Origin of the sequence: Nostoc sp. UCD121 (genome assembly GCF_014222285.1) — a bacterium.
Classification (GTDB): domain Bacteria; phylum Cyanobacteriota; class Cyanobacteriia; order Cyanobacteriales; family Nostocaceae; genus Nostoc.
This window is the reverse complement of record NZ_JACKZS010000146.1, coordinates 1-20,228: the sequence shown is the minus strand read 5'-3', so window position 1 is coordinate 20,228 and position 20,228 is coordinate 1. Positions and strand designations below refer to the sequence as shown.

The window sequence follows — 20,228 nt, the reverse complement described above, 5'->3', positions numbered from 1 at the left end:
TTAATAGAGAGATTTTTAAGACAACATACAGATTTACAGGATATTTTAGAAAAATGTGATTTTGAGCCTTCCACTATAAGGGAAGGCTATCGCTTAGTTGTTGTGAAAAAGAAAGTAGCGATCGCATGTAATTTACCCAGAGCTTTTGGAGAGGGTAATTGTGAAATAGAGTTCAGCAGCATCATTTTAAGAGGTCTAAAAATTTACTTGAATCATCAAGATATTTTAGGTCAATTAATGACTGGATTGCACACTCAGCCAGATTGGGGATGTCGTCGTTTTTTTAAACAGTTGGACAAAAATACTTTTGAGGTTTATTTAGGTCAAACAACTCTAATTTTATCAGATATAGAAGCAGCAGACTTATGTTTATGTATTGATGGAGTATGCCAAGAATATAAAAATTTACTAATTCAATTTGAAAGCATTTTAGAAACATGGGATTTCAAATTTGTAAACTTTGCAGAAAATAAAGGATTTATCCTATTCTCTGTAAGACAAAAATTATGGAATCTAATGCAGCAGTTTGCTAATGAATTTCATTATATAAAAGGTAAATCAGAATGGCATTTATTCCATACAAAAGGTATGTCAATTCGAGTGAGTAGAGGAATTCACGATCATACATTTATTTCCTACCAAACTGATATAAATTTATCTTCATTACCTAACAATCATCAAGTTAACATCATTTATGACCTAAATGATGTTAACTTACAATCTATTGATACAAATGAATGTACCTCATGGCAGCAAGATATTGGATCTTGGGGAACCTGGACGGCTAAATATACTAAACAGTGGTTATTAGAGAAATATATTCCAAAAGTTATTAACTATTACTCACAAAAGTCTCAAATATCTGAAGCTGAATTTCTAGCAAAAATAACAAATTATACAAATGCTCGTGTGGTGATTCAAGAAATTGATAATATCAGAGATTTAGCACCTTATCTTCATGACATCCAATCTTGGCTAAATATATATGTAGAAAATATTGCTGTCTCTCTATTGAAACCATATTACCAAGCCTATACAAATTTAGTACGTAACACTGATTCTTCCATAACAGGCATAGACTATATTATAGGAAATTTGCGTAGAATCGAGTGGAAAAATACGCAAGAAGAAATTTATAACAATCGCACAGACTGGGAAAACTTGACTTTTAAATATGCTATTGATTGCTTAGATAAGCAAGTAGCAAGAATAAATAATTGTGAATATGAGAATAGTTTAAAGGCAGATTTAATAACTCGGATATTTATTTGGATTATAGAAAATGGAAAAATATCTTTTTCGCAAGCTCAATTAAATGCTGCTAAACAAACTTTACTACCGCTTTGGGAACAAAGTCGCTTTGAAATGCGTTATGTTTATCCTAATCGATAAGGCTACAGAATTTGCTGTAAATTCAACACAAATCCAGGTAAGATATTTTCTCCTGATAAACTAGCAGGATTGTCTAATATCTCTACATCTTTACCTGGACGATAAATTTCTACTCGCTTGTTTTTCCGGTCAATTAACCAGCCTAATTGAGCGCCATTTTCTATATATTCTTGCATTTTCTCCTGTAAGTCTTTTAAGGAATCAGTACGAGAACGCAACTCCACTACAAAATCAGGACAAATTGGGGCAAATTTTTCTTGTTGTTCTGGGGCTAAAGCATTCCACCGCTCAATTTTTACCCAAGAAAGATCAGGAGAACGTTCTGAACCATTAGGTAAGGTGAAACCAGTTGAAGAGTCAAAACCTTTGCCTAATTTAGTCTGTTTATTCCAGATTCCTAATTCAACAACCATATCAAAATTACGGTTGCCAGTATCACTACCTGTAGGTGGCATAATTAATAATTCCCCTGATGCTGTACGCTCAAATCGATAATCGCGGTTTTTCTGACACATCTCGAAAAATTGATCATCAGTTAAGTCGATTTTCAACTTGAGTGTAGAAGGTAAAGTTGTTGTAACAGCATTCATAAGCTATCCTGAGCATCTTACTTTCTAGTTTAGTGCTGTGTGGGGTTGTGTGGGGTGCGATCGCATGATGAGATGATGGCGAGCGATCGCATTTTATTTCAATCTTTATTTTTTCTTAATAGGTGCAGCTTTACCCAAGTAAATGTTTATTTTGGTGGAATGTAAAAAGTCTGGTATTCCTCGACTGTATAACTTAAAACAAAAAGTTGTCATAGCACCTTCACAAGGCTTAGGACTTCGTTTATCATCTCGTGAAGCAATTCTGGTAACAACTAAAGTTCCTGATAAAGTTGGTTTGGCTCGTCCTATACGTTTAACAATTCATGAGACAGGATACCAAATCTCAATAGAAAGTGTTTTAGAAACTACTCTAAAACTTACGTTATTGCATCATGGAGCTTTAAAAGAACCTCGCTTACCTATGCCATTATTATATGGATCTGACCGCATGGCTTATCTGCGTTTGCAAGGTATTCGTCCTAGCCAGATGGAAGGCGATCGCCAGTTTTGGCTCTAGAACTAAATATTACAGGTATTTGGCGATCGCTCTTTCCCAAAATCCCAAGTTAGAATTAAAAATTAAAAACTGATTTTAAATTTTTAATTAGACGACAGCAACACTCAACCCGCTTCAATTAAGCTTCGTTCAGGTAGGGTGACTCCGTTAAATAAACAGTGGTGCAGATTAACCCTAGTCAGGTCTACTTCGGTGAAATCAACGTCAATTAAATCCGTTTTACACAAAATAGCTTTGGCGAGAATGGCATGACTCAGGTCTGTATTACTCAACTTTGCGCCAGTCAGGTTTGCACCACTCAGATTTGCCCCAGCCAAGTTTACACCACTCAGATTTGCATAGCTCAAGTCTGCCCCAGCTAAGTTTGCATTACTCAGGTCAGCATCATGCAAGTCTGCTAAACGCAGGTCTGCTTTCATCAACGAAGCTTTATGCAAGTCCACATTCCTAAGAGTTGCCCGAATCAGATTAGCAGCCTTGAGGTTTGCTAATATCAGATTTGAGCCACTTAGATCGGTTCTCCATAAAGTCGCCGCAGTCAAATTTGCTTCAATTAAGTTTGCTCCGCGCAGGTTGGTCTGTGATAAAGTCGCGTTAGCCAAGTTAGATCGATTCAAGTTGATTCCAGCTAAACACACCTCGCTGAGGTTAACTAAGTGCAGGCTTACTTGAGTGAAATTTCTCTCTCCTGCACAATAGCGGTTGAGAAGTTCATTAGCATCCATACAGCCTGCCTTCCAAATTTCCATTTCTCACCTGAAAATCACAGTGTCTAATCAATAATTTCTGAAAATTCTTCTTATTAAGAGACTTTTAAAACTTCGCACCAAGATTAAAATTATTTAACAATCTTTTACAAAATTGCCGATGAGACTGGTTGCTTTCAAAAAGTATTAGAGAAGGAAGCCGTTATCCTGATAAGTTTCTTTTGCTTAAACGTGGTGAGGTGGCTTGCTCTTTCACTCATCCACGCTTAAGCAGCGACTAATCTAGCTTTTACTTACGTACTAGGTTCAGCAGTTCTTTAGGAGAAGCAAGCAAGTCAATCGCTACGAAGAAAATTTTGCCTTGAGGATCGAGCAAAAACCGCCATGCAATATTCATACCCACACTTGCACCGAACCAAGGGGTTTGGACTTTGCCGGTGACTTTAACTTGGGTATAGCCATCTTCTACTGGCTCGGATATACCACGCTCTGGTATCATTTTTAATCCCTGGCATTCTTCACGCATATAAGCGCGGATTGCATCTTGACCAATAATTGGTCTTTCAAAGGGAGGTTGCAAACCACCTTCAGAGGTAAACAGAGCAACAGCAGCATCAAAGTCATTGGCATTCATGTTGTTGATATAGCCAAGCACTGTAGGGTTGCTGATACCCTCAATGGTGACTTTAGTCCGAAATGCTGGTGCTGTAGGTGGAGCCACAGGTTCTGTAACTTTTTTGTAGCTACCGGGAGCGTTCGGGTCAAATCCCATGCTCACTACAGTATTGCGGAGAATTGTGATTTGTTGACCTGAATCAGCATTTCTGATTGCTTCTAACACCTCAGCAGCCTTGGGAGAAAGTTTGTAGCCTTCTGGAATAGGAGCAACGATTCCCTGAGCCATCCATTCTCCTAACTGATACCAAAAGCCCAACTTGATGTTTACAGTGAAGGATGCATAAGAACGGCAGAGGGGAGTGTCAGCACGGTTAGCTAAATCATACATGACTCGTGTTTGAGCCTCGAAAGGCATCTGCTTAATTTGTTCAAGTAAGCCTTGTGCGAGTACCATGTTGGCTGCTCCGGGAGCGGCAACCGTAATACTTCTACCCATCTCGGTATAAGCAAACCAGAGTAATGCTAGTTGATCTTCAGCATTGAGTTGAGAGAATGATTCGACAACAGTTGGAACAACGTCAGCAACTAGCGTGCCGGGAAAAATACTTTGAGCCGACTTGATGGTAAAAGACATAGCAGATGTTCCCTAAAAAAATTACAGTTCTATGGAATGTGAAAAAACGGAGGGGAAATGCGTTTAGGTGTTGTTAAAGGCACTCAGCAGTCTGACCATAGGCCGTCTTAGACATCACTTTACCAAAGGCATCATGATAGTGTTGCCGTTGAGTTTGGATACTCGGCAAAGCACATTGCAGGCTTAACTGCATAGTTATTTAGAAAACCTTGACCAACAGTGCTTTAACGCATTTATGTTGTTTATGTTTCTATATGTAAAGAAATATAACAAGTTCGTTACAAATAAGCAATACTTCCTCAGCCCTACTTGAATAATTTCTATTTATGTAAATGATTAGTTTTACTAAAGTCAGACTAAAGCTGATTAATGCCTTTGTGTGCATTCACTTTTAAGAGCGTAGGCGTAGCCCATCGTAGAAATCGTATATCTCTCAATACTGTTCAAAGGGCTACTTGTACAAAATCGTGGGTTTTAAGACGCGATAAATCGCCGTCTCTACAACTGTTTTGGTCTTATCTGAACTGTATTGGCATATTTCTCTTGTATTGAATTTTACAACTAATTTTTCGCTCAACTATTGCGTCTACACATCGCTTACCTTATCGTATGAAGCCAAAATACCCTATCTGCTTAGTACGGTTCTTACTATCTTTTTTGTCGTGTCAAGTACTTGCAAAAAATATTTACAATAGGTTACATTCATTTACAGAACACAACAATAAAAGGTAAAAGATGACAAATAAAGGCTTTACTATTAACGAACGCGGTCAACTCAACAGATTTGCGATTGAACCCAAAATTTATGTTGATGAAACCCCACGGACAGGCTTCACCGAATATGCCGAAAAACTCAATGGTCGTTTGGCAATGATTGGTTTTATCTCACTCATCGCGTTGGAAGTTTTCACCGGACACGGTTTGATTGGATGGCTAACTAGTTTTTAGAGAAGACACTTCAAATTTACAAATTTTCTCCAGTTGACAAATAAAACAATTTAGAGGCAAACTTATGAAAACTGATTTTGATTACCCAAAAAAAGATTTGATTGGAACAGTCGTTTTTAGACGTGATTTCAACAACTTTGAGACCATCAATGCAAATCAAGCGTGGTCATTGTTTTTCAGTGGTGGTCAAGATGATAAGGGACTAGGACAAGAAATTGAATTCGGCAGATTTTTCACTAATCTCTTAATTGCTATTGGAGGAACTGGAATGCTTTGGGCGATTTATTTCACTCAATTACAATGAGCAAATTTGTTCATTTTTTTAGTAACTTCAATGGAGGTCTTGGATTTGGATACCAAGACTTCTTTTTGCTTTTCAATAAGTCTAAAAAAGTCTCTTTAGCTTTGGGAAAATTTCGATGTTGATTGGATTTATAAAGCTTCCTAATCTGTCAAGGTATTGTGGATACATGGGCTTAGAAGTAGCAGAAATTGTTTCCAAACATCTTGCAGTTCAAAGCAAAACTTATGTAATTCAAAATAGAAGAATATTGATCAATCAACTGTTAAAGTCTGGTCTAGATTCTCATACAGCAAATCGAACTGTTACTGTACTTATATCAAGTCCGCTTTTACAACTAACCAATAAAAATCAGTTGGCCATTAATTGCAGGCGATAATACAGCGTATTTCAGGTAAATGAAGTACACGGGTAGGGGCAATTCATGAATTGCCCCTACGATTGTCTGTACCTGACCAAGTTGTAATCTGCTGTATCTTGAACACTTGAGTGGACTTTAATTATGAGCCGCAGAACTTTAATTACCTGTTAAAGCTAGGCAAAGTTCCGTTAATACTAGCCCCCAGTTCAACGCAAACAACGAATTGCTTCTAATAAACCTCTAGCTTTATTCAACGTCTCTTCGTATTCTTTTTCTGGCTCAGAATCAGCCACTAAACCTGCGCCAGCTTGTACGCTAACCGTTTTGTCATGTACTACCATTGTGCGAATTGCGATCGCAGTATTTAATTGTCCTTCAAAATCGTAATATCCATACACACCAGAATAAACACCGCGCCGACTAGACTCTAACTCGTGGATAATTTCCATCGCCCGAATCTTGGGTGCGCCGCTTACCGTACCTGCTGGGAAGGAAGCTTTCAATAAATCCCATGCTGTTTTATCCGGTGCTAATTTACCCACAACATTGCTGACAATGTGCATTACATGGGAGTAGCGCTCAACTACCATTAATTCATCAACTTTGACGCTACCATTTTGACAAACACGCCCCAAATCATTCCGCCCTAAATCTACAAGCATCACGTGTTCGGCAACTTCCTTGGGATCTTCAAGTAAATCTTGAGCGAATGCTGCATCTTGCTGGGTAGTTTTACCCCGTGGACGTGTCCCGGCAATGGGGCGTACTGTTGCTATAACTCCCCCATCTGAATCAGTTTCGGCTTTCACCATCACTTCAGGACTAGAACCGATGATTTGCCAATCTCGGAAGTTAAAGTAAGCCATGTAAGGCGAAGGATTTATCTGACGTAGGGAGCGGTAAAGGGCAAAGGGGTCGCCTGTGTATGGTGTTGATAGTCGCTGAGAAATTACTACTTGAAAGATATCGCCTGCTTTGATGTAGTCTTTGGCCTTTTGGACGCTAGCGCAAAAATCAGGGCGGGTAAAATTACTGTTGTACTCGTCTGTTTCACCGCTCTGCTCCTCTGCTTTCCTACTTCCTGGTGGTTTCCATTCCAACCGAGTTTTTTCGGGCGATAGGGGGAGAGATAGCTTTTCGAGCATTTGGGTGACGCGATCGCACGCTTGTTGATAGGCTGCGTGTAAATCTACATTGGGGTCACGTAAATCAGCATAAGCGATCGCCCAAATTTTTCGCTTCACCTGGTCAAAAATCAACAGGTGGTCTACCTGCATCCATAAGCCATCAGGGATATTTCGCTCATCTGGTGGATAGATTGGCACGCGCGGCTCAATCCAGTTAATCAATTCATAGCCCCAAAACCCAAACAATCCGCCAATCCCTGGCGGTAACTCTGGTAACTTGACTGGGTGATAAGGTGCTAAACATTCAGCTAAAGCTGCAAAAGGGTCGCCTGCAAAAACGACTTGTGAACCATCACGGTTTAACTGAGTGGTGCGATCGCCCCTTGCTTCTAAAACCCAAAGCGGATCGCAGCCTACTAAACTATAGCGTCCTAGTTTTTCCCCACCTTCTATTGATTCCAACAAAAAGCTATAGGGCTGACCTGCACAGACTTTATACCAAGCAGATACGGGCGTATCTAAGTCCGCTACCCATTCTTGATATACGGGGACGAAGTTGCCTTGTTGCGCTAGTCCAGAAAACTGGGAGAAATCAGGAAACATCATTATTTTTTAAAATTAATTGGTAATTGGTAATGGGTAATGGGTAATTTTTTTCTTACCAATTACCCATTACTAATTACCCATTAGCTACTAAAAGCTAGTTACGGAGCGTCGTAGGTTGCAACACCGCTAAACTTAACTTTAGAGGGACTGGGGTTTTGTCCGATCCGACGGTCTACATAACGCACTTTGTCACGACCTTCATTTACCTTTTCAGGGAAGACACCATCAGCTGGGTGAAGTAAAGTGGTTTCTCCGTTGGGTAAAATCCGGTAAACTTTATAATCTGTGATTTTGAGTTTCCGGAGTTGCTGACCGCCCAAAAAGATGCCATATTCTTTACGAGCTATATACAGCAGGTTTTCACCTTTCCGCATAGTAGCAGCACCACCTGTAGGCAATTCAAAAACTTGCTCTTTCGGGCTAGTCCAAGTGATAGCGTACTTTTCTTCGACTTGTGCTTTTGTGAGCAAGCCACCGGTGCTGCCAGCAAATAGCGGGGTTTGTCCAGAGAGTGTTTCTGCCATAAAGTCTGTTCTCTCAACGTTTTTAGGGAATCCTAACACTGCAACCAGGATCATATTGCGATCGCGTTATAGACTGTAACAGTTTTTAGTCATTTGTCCTTTGTTCTTTGTCATTTGTCATTTGTTAAAACCCAATGCCCCATACTTCTCTACCCCGGATTTTTCACGCATAGTGTAGGCAGAGGGAGTGTGGGAGGCTCCGCCCTAAGCGTAGCTATGCCGCAGGCTTTACGGCTTCTCTACGAGACGCTTCGCTTTAGCGATACGCTCAGTACAAGTGCCCAATGACTAATGACAAAGGACTAATGACAAAGGACTAATACCTATTTACTCTTGACTTTTGCCCGCTTTTCCTCATGGCTATTCTGAACAATGGGAATGGTGAAGTGAAACTGGCTACCCTGGTCTTTGCCAGTTGACTCTGCCCAAATTTCTCCACCCCACCCATTCACAATTTGACGACAAATAGCTAAACCAAGTCCTGTTCCGCCAGTAGTACGGCGTAGCGCTCCCTCTTCTTGATAAAAGCGGTCAAAAACTACTTCTAAACGATTGGGCTCAATTCCGCGTCCTGTGTCAACCACAGTCACCTCGACCATTTGATGGCTGTTGGAAATCGCTTTAATGGTGATTTCTCCTTGGGATGGCGTAAATTTACAAGCATTATCCATAAGTTTTGCCAATACTTCTACTAGCCAATCACCATCAGCCCTAACCAGAGGTAGGTTTTCAGCAATTTGAGTCTTGATTTGGGGCGGCTTTTCCGTTGCAGAACGCGTGCGATTGCGGCTGAGTGCTAAATCCACACACTCTTGTAAAGTCAGGGATTCTGGATGCCATTGCACTCGCCCGCTTTCTAAGTTGGAAAGCGTGAGGAAATCTTGTACCAATTTTCGCATCCGTTCTGAGTCAGAAAGAGCCGTGTTGAGCATAATTTGCTGCAACTCTAAGGGCATATCCGGCTCACTAGCAAGACTTTCTAGACACACTTGAATCGTGGATAGGGGAGTACGCAGTTCGTGTCCAGTGATGGCTATAAGGTTGCTGCGGGTGCGGTCTAGGGCTTCTAGCTGCTGGTTAAGTTCTTCTAGGTTGGCGTAGGCTTCCGCTTGAATCAGGGCTGCTCCGACTTGGGTGGCGATCGCTTCTACCAAATCTAACTCCCCAGGTTGGCACTCGTGCGGTGGCATTCCACAGTAATGCAACTCTACAATGCCCAACAACCGCCCCTGATAAAATACTGGTTCCATCAGCCAAGAACGAATGGCAAACTTTTTGGCAATCAAGGAAAGCCCCGGCGAATTGTTCACACGGGGGTCATTTAGCGTATCGCTAATACAAACACCTTCGCCTTGTTGCACGATGTCCTGAAATAGGGAATTTTTCTCTAATTCCCAAGTTTGCCCACGAACCGATAAAATACCGGGATTCAAAAACTCATGTTCAATTATGGCTTGGTTATCTGTAGCTTGAGCGCGGTAAATTAGACAGCGACAAGCTTCTAGGTGTTGCCCTAATTCTTGTGCCGCCACCTGGAGAACTTCATGAGGATCGAGCGATCGTCGAATGGCTGTGCTAATCGAGTTGACTAATCGTTCTTTTCTTGCTTGGGCAGCAATGGAACGGTAGGCTTTGTGCAATTTGTACTGACTAGCTTGCAAGTAAGTTACTAAGCGTTGCACAAAGGGATCTGTATCGATGTCACAAGCATATTCGTTGATCTGTTCTGCTCCAGAGTGGCTTCGCGGCTCTCCTATGCTAAACCTCTGACGTGCCTCGTTTATTTTACTTGCCAGTTCTGGTCTGTAAACCAAAATCCTGTCTAACAGCAATTCAGCGGCTTTGAGGCTAACTCCCCTTTCCGATGTCCAAACTCCTTCAAATCTTCGCGCTGTGTCTATATCCAGATTAGGGCTTAGTTCTGGTAGTTGCTTATTTTTGGCAATAGAACCAAGACTTTCTCGGCAAACCAGACAAGTAGCATAATTGTCAGCAATCACTACCAAATGCCACTCTTGACTTAAGCCATCCGTTGGCTCAAAAGCGATCTTTTCGTAGTGTTCCGAACTATTGGCGAAATCCGTTTCTGGAGCAGCTAATACGTATATTTGGTTACTCCGTAAGGCAAGTCGCAGGTAGCGATGAGCTTCTTGGCGGTAGAATCGCTCTCGCTGGAAACTAGCTATTACAAGGGGTTGTGCTAAAGTCGCAGCCAAAACTTGATCTTCCATCGCATGGGAGAGCGCTGTTAGTGAAGCCTTAAAATATAGCTGGGGCCGCAAGTATGGTAGGGACTTTAGCAGATCACTCAGCACAGAAGTCGAAATGCTCATGAATTATTGTTAAACGCTCAACCTCGACAAGATCCACGTCACAGCTGCATTGTACAAATTCCAAGGCACTCTCAAGTTAAATAGAGAGTTGCAATATGTAAAGAACGTTAAAATGCACTTTTCGCCAAAGCAGGCGCAACATTTTGTTACCAAATTGATCTATTTATTGACAACCTACTACGCCCAATATACATTCTTGACTAACTTTGAAATATACTTGCACAGCGAAAATCTTTCCTTACTAAGTACCAGCCACATAATTTTTGTATTGTTTTAACCGTTAAATTCACTAATCTTTACTCAGCATTGATTGATAGTCAACGCCTTGGCGTAGCGCGTCATAATATTTACACTCACTCAATAGAATTTTCTTACCCAAAAACCATTACTGCTACATACCATATAATTTAATCAGTAATGATTGATTAAAATTAATCAATCAATTGAATATGGGAAATTTGTCTAATCTAACGCCAAAGATATTTAAACCAAAATCGTATAATAGTTTAGTCAATAAATGCTAGCTTTACCCAATAGAACTGCGAACATCGCATTTTTGCTGAGTATACTATATATCTTGTGTATTGAGAAAGTTCGACAACTAAGCACTTATCTAAAAATTCTGAGTTTTCAGTCTTGAGTTTAGACTTATACAATACTTATATAGATTTGGACACTGCTACTTTGTCAACAGTACGTAAAAATTATTTTGGCTAGAATAGCTCAAACAAGTTTTACAAAGAGTCTTTTTTCTACAAGTTGTGAGGGGTAAAGACCTCTACTCTGAATACCACAAACAATCTACGACCTGTACACGGAACTTTGGCTAATGACACCGGATACGCTAATGACCCCGGAAAAAATTTTCCTAGATGGAAAAACTTTTATTCCTGCTGAACAATTACCTATCCCGGAGTGGCCTTGTGTTGTGAGTGAAAGACCACAACCGACACTGACGGTTAAAGATGATGATTTATTTTTCGTGACAGATACTATTGGGAATATTTCTGGCTGTTCCCTCAGCGAGGGTAATCCCAGCATGGGGCTGTTTTGCTGTGATACGAGATTTCTCAATCGCTTAGAGTTGCAAATTGAAGGGCGATCGCCTGTACTTCTCAGTAGTACTGCCGAAAAAGGGTTTTCACTCTCGGTTTTGTGTACCAACCCCAGAATTGACGAACGCCTTAGAGCCGAAACTATCGGAATTCGGCGAGAAATAGTACTCAATGGCGCTCTATTTGAAGAAATAGAAGTATCTAACTACAGCACAACAACTGTCAATTTTGAACTAAGTATCAGCTTCGATGCAGATTTTGTTGATTTATTTGAAGTCCGGGGTTATGACAGAGAAAAACGCGGTAGGCTTTTACGTCTACTAGAACCCACGACTGGAGAAGGAATCGTCGATGGCGTTTCACCAGTAACTAAAGACCCATCAACTTTTAGGGAAGAATCCTTAACACTTGCCTATCAAGGTTTGGATGGTTCGGTGATGGAATCTCGGATTTTATTCCAGCATCGTCAACCAGACTCTTTCAAAGGTTACACTGCGGTTTGGCAGCTAGAGTTGGCTTCTCACGAAACCCAAAAGCTGGGTTATCGGGTGAATATGTTGAAAAACAACCAATCTAGTTCAACCGTAAGCGCCGCCATTACTTTAGGACAGGCGAAAGCTGCTGAGTTGATGGAGGAGCAACACTGGGTACAGCAAATTACCCGCATTAGCTCAGATAAAAGCACTTTCAATCGAGTGATTGAGCGGGCCGAGCAAGATATGTATTTGTTGCGCCAGTCTTTTGGAAAGCATAAGACAGTTTCGGCTGGAGTACCGTGGTTTTCTACACTATTTGGGCGGGATTCACTGATTACAGCTTCCCAAACCCTGATGTTAAACTCGCAAATCGCCAAAGAAACCCTAATATTATTGGCGACATACCAAGGCAAAATCGACGACGAATGGCGCGAAGAAGAACCGGGTAAGATTTTGCACGAGTTACGTTTGGGAGAAATGGCTCGTTGTCAAGAAATTCCTCACACACCATACTACGGTACAGTTGATGCGACTCCTCTCTGGCTAATGCTATATGCCGAACATTATGCTTGGACTCACGATCAAGAACTCCTAGAGTTACTTTGGCCAAATGCTTTAGCAGCAATGGACTGGATCGATCGCAATACCAAACAAACCAGTTACCTCAGCTACTTCCGTAAATCTAAACGCGGTCTTGCTAACCAAGGTTGGAAAGACTCTGGCGACTGCATTGTCAACCATAAGGGAGAATTAGCTAACGGCCCAATTGCCCTTTGTGAGGTGCAAGCTTATGTCTATGCTGCAAAAATTCGCCTAGCAGAAATAGCGAGGATGAAAAAGCGCCTGGATTTGGCAGATCGTTGGCTAGATGAGGCTAAGAGTCTCAAGGTTCGTTTTAATCGAGATTTTTGGGTAGAAGACCAGGATTTCTGCGCCTTGGCTTTGGATGGAGATGGTAAACCTGTAGACAGTATTACCTCAAATCCTGGTCATTGTCTGCATTTGGGTCTTTTTACCCACGAAAGAGCCTACAGTGTCGCAGAACGGTTGCGGGCACCAGATATGTTCAATGGTTGGGGCATTCGTACCCTGAGTAGTTTATCACCCGCTTACAATCCAATGGGTTATCACATTGGTTCGGTTTGGCCCCATGATAACGCTCTGATTGCAATGGGATTGCGATCGCTCGGTCTGATCGATCAAGCCTTAGAACTTTTCCAAGGTTTATTCGATATGACCAGTCAGCAGCCTTATGAACGTCCTCCAGAACTCTTCTGCGGCTACGAACGGAACGGTGATAATGCCCCTGTGCAGTATCCAGTTGCTTGCACTCCCCAAGCTTGGGCGACTGGTAGTATCTTCCAACTGCTGCAAATGATGGTTAACTTGGTGCCTGATGCTCAAAATAATTGCTTGCGAATAATCGACCCCGCTTTGCCAGAATCGATTAATCGCCTGTCATTCCATAATTTGCGAGTCGGCCCCACCATTCTCGATTTAGAATTCGAGCGTTCTGGGACTACGACTGCTTGCCGTGTTGCGAAAAAACGGGGCAATTTGCGGGTAGTTATAGAAGCATAGAGCGAGTAGGGAGTGGTGAATGATCTACTCCCTATTTTATAATTGGTGCGTAGGCGTAGCCCATCGTAGACATCGCTCGTTGAACTTCACTTTTATCTTGACTATTTTCGATAAACTGAGAAAGTGGATTGATAATTAACGAATTGGTTTCTAATTGTCTGAAATACGCATTTCCCGAACAACAGAAAGGCAATATTTCAATTTCTCTGGAAAAATCCCTAGAAGAACAATTAGTTTTAGTAGTTAAAAATACTGGTATTGGCATTCCCAAAACATTCGATTGGGACAATGGCAACTCTTTAGGCTTAAGAATTGTGAAGAACCTAGTTAGACAGTTAAAAGGGAATATTTTTTTAGAGTGCGATCACGGTACTACCTTCTATATTCACTTCCCCCAATGATTATAAATCTGTAGTTTCAAGACTTACTAAGTATCTAGGCATAAATAAATTTAAAGTTTGTAGTAAGGACTTTAGTCCTGATAATCCTTGCTCTGAGCGATAAATCGCTCACTACAAACTAAGAGTTGATTTTATATTTAATTATGTCTACCTACTTACCGTTAATTTACACTATATTTTTTCAATCAATATAGATAGATTGTGGGGTGGGCAACATGAGCGCCCTGATAGTGCAGGTTGTATACCTAACAGCTTACCACTACCCACTTAATCTTGGTAACTATTCTCAATATGAGAATTGCTAGTTTACGCAACCGCAGCTAGTGATTTTAACATCAAATCTTTCTTCTGCCTTTCCCAGGCTAGGGTACTGTAGACAATTTGATCTAAGTCATTATATTTTGGTTGCCAACCCAGTAATTTACGGATTTTATCAGCACTAGCGATCACACAAGCAGGATCGCCAGGGCGACGTTCTGTTTCAATGACCGGAAAATCTACCCCAGAAATAGCCTTAACTCGTTCGATAACTTGACGGACACTATAACCTTGCCCATAACCACAATTGAGAATTTGGCTTTCGTTACCTTGCTCCAAATAAGCCAAAGCATCCAGATGTGCTGTTGCTAGGTCTTCAACATGAATATAGTCTCTAATTGCCGTTCCATCGGGTGTTGGAAAATCCGTACCAAAAATTTGTACTCTTAGCCTACGTTTGAGTGCAGCATCACAAGTAGCTCCAATTAAATGGGATACTTTTTTTGACACCTGCCCCAATCGCCCACCAGGTTCTGCTCCGGAAACATTAAAGTATCGTAAAATTACGTAACGGAAATCAGAAGCGTTTGCATAGTCACGAATCAGCCATTCACAAGAAAGTTTTGATCGCCCATAGGGGTTAATCGGTTCAGTTGGTGTAGATTCCCTGACAGGGCTGGTTTCTGGTTGTCCATAGACAGCTGCTGTACTAGAAAAAATAATTTGCTTCACACCCATGTTGCTGCAACAACGGAGTAAATTCAGGGTGTTGCGAGTATTGTTAGCGTAATAGTCTAAAGGATGAGAAACAGATTCGGATACATTCAGACTGGCAGCAAAGTGTAACACTGCCGCAAATTGATGTTGAGAAAATACCTGCCAAAGACATTCTGAATCTTTTAAATCACCAATAATTAACTCACCATGCAACACTGCTTGGGGTGAACCTGTAGAACAATTGTCATATACCACAACATCGTAACCAGCCTCGCCCAATTGACGAACTACATGGGAGCCAATGTATCCTGCTCCACCAGTGACTAAGACTTTTTTATTCATCTGCCTTTACCCAGTAATACTACTCGAATGGTTTTAAAAGCGATCGCTAAATCTAAAGCTAGAGAATAGTTTTTGATGTAGTAGAGGTCGTAAGCTAATTTCTCGTAAGCATCCTCTACTGATGCACCGTAGGGATACATAACCTGTGCCCAGCCTGTGATTCCCGGTTTGACGACATAGCGTAAGTCATAGTAAGGAATTTCTTGTCGCAGCTTGATATCAAATTCTGGTCGTTCTGGACGAGGGCCAATCAGGCTCATTTCTCCCCAGAGAACGTTTAAAATCTGTGGTAGTTCATCGATTCTAATTAGGCGTAACCAACGTCCGACTCTGGTAATCCGAGGATCTCGTTCGTTGGCCCACTGCGCTCCCCGTTTTTCGGCATCCTGATACATGGAGCGGAATTTATAAACTTTAAAGGGCTTTCCTTCCAAACCAGTCCGCATCTGTGTGTACAACACTGGGCCTGGACTATCCAACTTAATTGCCAGTACTGTTAGCAACATCAGTGGAGATAAAAACAGAAATAATGACCATGCCAGAATAATGTCTACTAACCGCTTCAGCTTTTGACTAATGCTGTCAGCCGCTAAATTAAAACCAGCACCAAAAGCCAGCCAGTTATCCTGAAGCAGGAATGAGGGAAGTTTATACCACAAGATTTCACAAACATCGGGAATCCCGTAGATGGAGACACCAGATAAACGTAACTGCATCAACTGCTGTATCTGTGCATCAGATAATTCCATTGGGGTTGTTACTACTACCCCTGACCAAGGTTGTTGACTCCATTGGGATAAGTCATTGAGGCTCCCCACAGCAACTCGATTACTTTTTTCTAACTCATTATTAATGTTCTGCTCTGCTGTTGCTAGAACAACTAAGCGTCCTAATAAACTGCGTTCTAGAAAAGTTTTGCCAAATAGAATGGCTTTTTTCCCTGCACCCAAAATGAGCCAACGGCTGTGTTGAGCTTGCGATCGCGCCCAGTTTGCTGCATATACTCTTGATACCATAGCCCAGATGGTAAATATGCCTAAGCAGGGGAGCAAAATTCCTCGTTTCAAGACCGGTTCTTTGCCCAAAAAACCAGTAAAGTAAATGAGAGACGCAATAATGATACCAACAACAACATTACTAATCAGAATGCGGGATGGAGGGCGTAACCCTGCTATTTGAGTATCTGGATGGTAAGTATCTGCTAAATATAGCCCTGCCAGAACTAGGAAAAAACATAAATAAACTAAAGGATCAAAACTATTGAGATTTTGACCCAATCGCAACCATAAAGAGAGAGACAAACTCAACAATAAACCCACAATATCCCCTAACAGCAGTAATAGAGAGAGGATGTTGTGCGTGTAATGTAACTTCTTGTTTTTTTTGCCAACAGCAAGAGTAGTAGTCATTTGCGTACATTACTAAAAATTAGAAAGATTACAGCATAGACATAACAAAATTGGATGCAGGCAATAATTAACCTGAAACTTTTAGTATCAGATTTCAATAGTCCAAAATAATTTCAAACTCATCAGTAAATTACAAGACCTGCAATCGAGAACGAAACCCTGGTTTCAACGCCTAAAAAAACAAAATTTTGTGAGCTTAATCAAAAAACCCATTTTGTTTGTTTTGTTTGTTTTTTATTTAATAAGCATTCATTAATCCTTTATTTTTAACCCTGTTTTTAGCTATTAACTATGTGGAAATTACGTAGATATTAAAATTTATATATTTTTTTTTGTAAAGCTATTAAATAGATGACCCAAAATAAATCGATTTTTAGGCTTAAATAATTTGTATTCTATATAAGTAAATGGGCGGAAATAATTGTTGTAGCAATAGGGTAAAAAGCAGTAGGTATAAGGGTTTTAGATTAGTTCATTTTTCTTTACATAGTTTGATTTTATTCTGCCAACTTACTTATAAAATAAATAATCAACTTTGAACCCAATTAAATCATAAAATATTTTTTGAGAAGTACAAAATTCAGTAATACTTACAGCAAATACTACGTCAAGGAAAACTAGGTAGAAAAACCCGTAAAAATACGTAAGTCTTTTTTGGGAAAGCTTGATAGTCTTTGACTAAAGCTTTATAGATTATGCAGACCCAGTTGCAATCAATATATTTAGACAAATTGATCTATGTCCTCTTCTACTTCCTCACTCCAATATTCAGTAAATAATGAGTCAACTAAATCTTAGGAGTGTCAACATCTGGAGTATTAACTAAACTATGCCTTCCCATCAAGACGATCAAGACCTGATTAATTTTCACCAGTATTGGCTGACTGTAAAAAGACGTTGGTTCGTGATAGTAATCATCATGGGGTCTGTCTTTGGAGCCACAGGGTTCCTTACTTTTAGTCAAAAACCAATTTATGAAGCCGAGGGTAAACTCCTTTTTAATAAAGAAAGTGGCGTTTCTTCCCTTACAGGCGTAAGTGAACAACTGGGACAACTCAGTGGGGTGACAAATCTCTCTAACCCTTTGGAAACTGAAGCAGAAATCATTCGCTCCAACCCCCTGACTCAAAAAACTATTACTGAGTTACAGCTGAAAGATAAACTGGGACAACCTTTAGAAATAAATGATTTTCTGCTTAACTTGAAAATCAAAAGTATCCGAGGGACGGATATTTTACAACTTTCCTACCGTAGTACTAATCCTCAAGAAGCCACAGATATCATCAATAGATTGATGAGTGCTTATCTAGCAAACAATGTTCTGGTTAACCGTTCTGAAGCTAGAGCAGCACGGGAATTTTTAAACAAGCAATTACCCCTAGTTGAATCAAAGGTTAGAGAAGGGGAAGCAGCACTGCGCCAGTTTAAAGAAAAATACGAGGTTGTTTCTTTAGAAGTAGAAGCTGAAGAAGGCGTTAAAAGTATTAATGAATTATCCAATCAAATAACCCAACTTCAGGCGCGGTTGGTAGATGCTAGGAGCCGTTCTGGTGCTTTGCAAAATCAACTGGCATTGAACACAAAGCAAGCTATGGCACTTAGCAGCTTAAGTCAATCTAGAGCAGTACAAGAAGTTTTATCACAATATCAGAAGGTTCAAGACGAGTTAGCTGTGGAGAGGTCACGATTTACTGATGGACACCCAGTTATTACTAGTTTGTTGAGTAAAGAAGAAGCTCTTAAAAAGCAGTTAGAAGGAAGAGTGACCCAAACTCTGGGTAGTTCGCAGCTTATCCCAGACCAAGATTTACAAATAGGAGAACTCAAGCAGACCCTAACCGCTAATTTGGTGCAAGTGGAAGTAGAACGGTTGGGATTGGAGAATCAAGTTGGTGTGTTGATGAAGGCATTTGGACGTTATCAAGCACGTCTGACAAGCTTACCCAAACTCGAACAACTGCAACTACAACGGCAACGACAGCTACAGGTTGCTCAAACAACCTACGAGCAAATGCTCAAACGATTGCAAGAAGTTCAAGTGCTGGAAAATCAGAATGTAGGTAATGCCAGGATTGTTTCTGAAGCTTTACTTCCGAAAAAACCAGTTTCTCCTCGTATACTCTTAAATTTAGCACTAGGGGGATTTTTAGGATTTTTCTTAGCGATCGCAGCAGCTTTATTGCTAGAAAGTGGAGACAAGTCTGTGAAGACAACAGAAGAAGCTCAACAGTTGTTGGACTATCCTTTGTTGGGTACAATTCCGGTTTTTGATCAAAAAGCTAGGTTGGCTCGTGGTGAGAGTTTAACCGAATTACCGGTACTGAATAACCCTTATTCATTAGTCAATGCTGCCTTTGAAATGCTCCAGATTAACCTGGGTTTTACTTTTTCTGATAAAAAACTGAAGGTAATTGTGGTTAGCAGTTGTGTGATGAATGAGGGGAAATCTTTTATCGCAGCTAACTTGGCAATCGAAACTGCCCAAATGGGAAAACGAGTGCTATTGATTGATGCAGATATGCGTCGCCCTCGTCAACACGAAATGTGGCAACAACCTAATTTGATGGGGTTAAGTAATGTTTTAGTGGGGCAAGCTACGTTAGCAGAAGCTGCCAAGGAAGTGGTGATCAATGTAGAATTGCTTAGTTCTGGCATGATACCGCCTAACCCAGCTGCACTATTAGACTCACAACGGATGAATGGGTTATTGCAACAAGCTGCCCAAGATTATGATTGCGTAATTATTGACACTCCGCCTTTAAGTGTTTTAGCTGATGCGTCGATAATAGGCAAAATGGCGGATGGAATGTTGTTGGTTGCACGTCCTGGTGTAGTTAACTCTGCTGCGGCTAAGACTACAAAAGGATTGTTAGAACATTCTCGTGTGCCTGTGTTGGGACTGGTGGTGAATTGTGTGGCTACGGATAATAATGACTACAGTTATTATTACTCTGATAAAAATACTGGAGAGAGTAAGTCTGGCAAGAGGGATAGGATCAAGTCTAATTTAAGTAAAATTACTGGGTTAAGACTGCTATAACTGGTTAATCTTTTAAAGAAACCCGTGTTATCTCTGAGGTGTTAAATATTTAGCTTGGGTAAAGTTATAGGCGAAAGATAAAGCAATACCGTTCAGTTAAGAAAATGGTAGATTGGGTTGAGCGAAATGGAATTTTAACAAAAATTTGATGCTGTTAAATTTTATTTCACAAAGCAACTTATTTACATCAATTTTGGCTTTTCACCTTAACTGGATTGTATTGAAATATGAAGTTAATCTAGTTGAGTTTAATACCTAGTAGATTAATAGCAACTATGCTAACTATTTACT

General features: G+C 40.5%; 14 protein-coding genes and 1 pseudogene. 7 read left to right on the top strand and 8 right to left on the bottom strand.

From position 1 onward, the window contains the following. A partial coding sequence (locus GNF10_RS25155) for a hypothetical protein (protein WP_185607256.1) occupies window positions 1–1,392 on the top strand: 1,392 nt, incomplete at its 5' end. Window positions 1,393–1,394: 2 nt separating this feature from the next. Here GNF10_RS25155 and GNF10_RS25150 read toward each other — a convergent pair. Further along, a complete protein-coding gene (locus GNF10_RS25150) occupies window positions 1,395–1,982 on the bottom strand; it encodes a Uma2 family endonuclease (RefSeq protein WP_185585419.1) in 588 nt (195 codons plus the stop codon). Between the two features lie 145 nt (window positions 1,983–2,127). Here GNF10_RS25150 and GNF10_RS25145 point away from each other — a divergent pair. Next, window positions 2,128–2,499, top strand: a pseudogene (locus GNF10_RS25145) (stem cell self-renewal protein Piwi); the annotation flags it as partial. Window positions 2,500–2,603: 104 nt separating this feature from the next. On the opposite strand, the gene GNF10_RS25140 reads toward GNF10_RS25145, so the two are convergent. Both GNF10_RS25140 and GNF10_RS25135 read right to left on the bottom strand, forming a co-directional pair. Further along, entirely contained in the window at window positions 2,604–3,224 is a 621-nt protein-coding gene (locus GNF10_RS25140) for a pentapeptide repeat-containing protein (protein ID WP_185585438.1), read from the bottom strand. Between the two features lie 271 nt (window positions 3,225–3,495). Beyond that, entirely contained in the window at window positions 3,496–4,458 is a 963-nt protein-coding gene (locus GNF10_RS25135) for an orange carotenoid protein N-terminal domain-containing protein (protein WP_185585420.1), read from the bottom strand. A 735-nt stretch (window positions 4,459–5,193) separates the two neighbouring features. On the opposite strand from GNF10_RS25135, the gene GNF10_RS25130 reads away from it, so the two are divergent. Next, window positions 5,194–5,406: a high light inducible protein gene (locus GNF10_RS25130; protein ID WP_185585421.1), complete on the top strand. Its 213-nt coding sequence runs from the start codon at window positions 5,194–5,196 to the stop codon at window positions 5,404–5,406. A 64-nt stretch (window positions 5,407–5,470) separates the two neighbouring features. Further along, on the top strand, window positions 5,471–5,710 hold the full coding sequence (locus GNF10_RS25125) for a hypothetical protein (protein ID WP_185585422.1): 240 nt from the start codon (window positions 5,471–5,473) through the stop codon (window positions 5,708–5,710). Window positions 5,711–6,274: 564 nt separating this feature from the next. Here the strand turns inward: GNF10_RS25125 and trpE are convergent. The 3 genes from trpE to GNF10_RS25110 all read right to left on the bottom strand — a co-directional run bounded on the left by trpE (window position 6,275) and on the right by GNF10_RS25110 (window position 10,658). Further along, entirely contained in the window at window positions 6,275–7,801 is a 1,527-nt protein-coding gene (gene trpE / locus GNF10_RS25120; protein WP_185585423.1) for an anthranilate synthase component I, read from the bottom strand. 98 nt (window positions 7,802–7,899) lie between these two features. Then, window positions 7,900–8,325 (bottom strand): photosystem I reaction center subunit II PsaD, encoded by a 426-nt coding sequence (locus GNF10_RS25115; protein WP_185585424.1) that lies wholly within the window; start codon window positions 8,323–8,325, stop codon window positions 7,900–7,902. A gap of 323 nt (window positions 8,326–8,648) precedes the next feature. Next, window positions 8,649–10,658 carry a DICT sensory domain-containing protein gene (locus GNF10_RS25110; protein ID WP_185585425.1) on the bottom strand — a complete coding sequence of 670 codons (2,010 nt, stop codon included), beginning with the start codon at window positions 10,656–10,658 and terminating at the stop codon, window positions 8,649–8,651. Between the two features lie 829 nt (window positions 10,659–11,487). On the opposite strand from GNF10_RS25110, the gene GNF10_RS25105 reads away from it, so the two are divergent. Beyond that, window positions 11,488–13,770 (top strand): amylo-alpha-1,6-glucosidase, encoded by a 2,283-nt coding sequence (locus GNF10_RS25105; RefSeq protein WP_185585426.1) that lies wholly within the window; start codon window positions 11,488–11,490, stop codon window positions 13,768–13,770. A gap of 128 nt (window positions 13,771–13,898) precedes the next feature. Beyond that, window positions 13,899–14,171: a sensor histidine kinase gene (locus GNF10_RS25100; protein ID WP_185585427.1), complete on the top strand. Its 273-nt coding sequence runs from the start codon at window positions 13,899–13,901 to the stop codon at window positions 14,169–14,171. A 306-nt stretch (window positions 14,172–14,477) separates the two neighbouring features. Here the strand turns inward: GNF10_RS25100 and galE are convergent, their stop codons facing one another. Beyond that, on the bottom strand, window positions 14,478–15,488 hold the full coding sequence (gene galE / locus GNF10_RS25095) for a UDP-glucose 4-epimerase GalE (RefSeq protein ID WP_185586649.1): 1,011 nt from the start codon (window positions 15,486–15,488) through the stop codon (window positions 14,478–14,480). Then, window positions 15,485–16,897, bottom strand: coding sequence for a sugar transferase (locus GNF10_RS25090; RefSeq protein WP_185586648.1), 1,413 nt, complete (start codon window positions 16,895–16,897; stop codon window positions 15,485–15,487). Before GNF10_RS25090 ends, galE begins: the two co-directional genes overlap by 4 nt. Window positions 16,898–17,726: 829 nt before the next feature. On the opposite strand from GNF10_RS25090, the gene GNF10_RS25085 reads away from it, so the two are divergent. Beyond that, complete coding sequence (locus GNF10_RS25085; RefSeq protein WP_185580020.1) at window positions 17,727–19,937, top strand: polysaccharide biosynthesis tyrosine autokinase; 2,211 nt, start codon at window positions 17,727–17,729, stop codon at window positions 19,935–19,937. The last annotated feature ends 291 nt before the right edge of the window (window positions 19,938–20,228 follow it).

Bases quoted from the DNA above. Each gene is read 5' to 3' on its own strand.
- trpE (WP_185585423.1), bottom strand. From the start codon at position 7,801: ATGATGTTTCCTGATTTCTCCCAGTTTTCTGGACTAGCGCAACAAGGC.
- GNF10_RS25115 (WP_185585424.1), bottom strand. From the start codon at position 8,325: ATGGCAGAAACACTCTCTGGACAAACCCCGCTATTTGCTGGCAGCACC.
- GNF10_RS25130 (WP_185585421.1), top strand. From the start codon at position 5,194: ATGACAAATAAAGGCTTTACTATTAACGAACGCGGTCAACTCAACAGA.
- galE (WP_185586649.1), bottom strand. From the start codon at position 15,488: ATGAATAAAAAAGTCTTAGTCACTGGTGGAGCAGGATACATTGGCTCC.
- GNF10_RS25105 (WP_185585426.1), top strand. From the start codon at position 11,488: ATGACACCGGATACGCTAATGACCCCGGAAAAAATTTTCCTAGATGGA.
- GNF10_RS25090 (WP_185586648.1), bottom strand. From the start codon at position 16,897: ATGACTACTACTCTTGCTGTTGGCAAAAAAAACAAGAAGTTACATTAC.
- GNF10_RS25135 (WP_185585420.1), bottom strand. From the start codon at position 4,458: ATGTCTTTTACCATCAAGTCGGCTCAAAGTATTTTTCCCGGCACGCTA.
- GNF10_RS25110 (WP_185585425.1), bottom strand. From the start codon at position 10,658: ATGAGCATTTCGACTTCTGTGCTGAGTGATCTGCTAAAGTCCCTACCA.
- GNF10_RS25140 (WP_185585438.1), bottom strand. From the start codon at position 3,224: ATGGATGCTAATGAACTTCTCAACCGCTATTGTGCAGGAGAGAGAAAT.
- GNF10_RS25125 (WP_185585422.1), top strand. From the start codon at position 5,471: ATGAAAACTGATTTTGATTACCCAAAAAAAGATTTGATTGGAACAGTC.
- GNF10_RS25085 (WP_185580020.1), top strand. From the start codon at position 17,727: ATGCCTTCCCATCAAGACGATCAAGACCTGATTAATTTTCACCAGTAT.
- GNF10_RS25150 (WP_185585419.1), bottom strand. From the start codon at position 1,982: ATGAATGCTGTTACAACAACTTTACCTTCTACACTCAAGTTGAAAATC.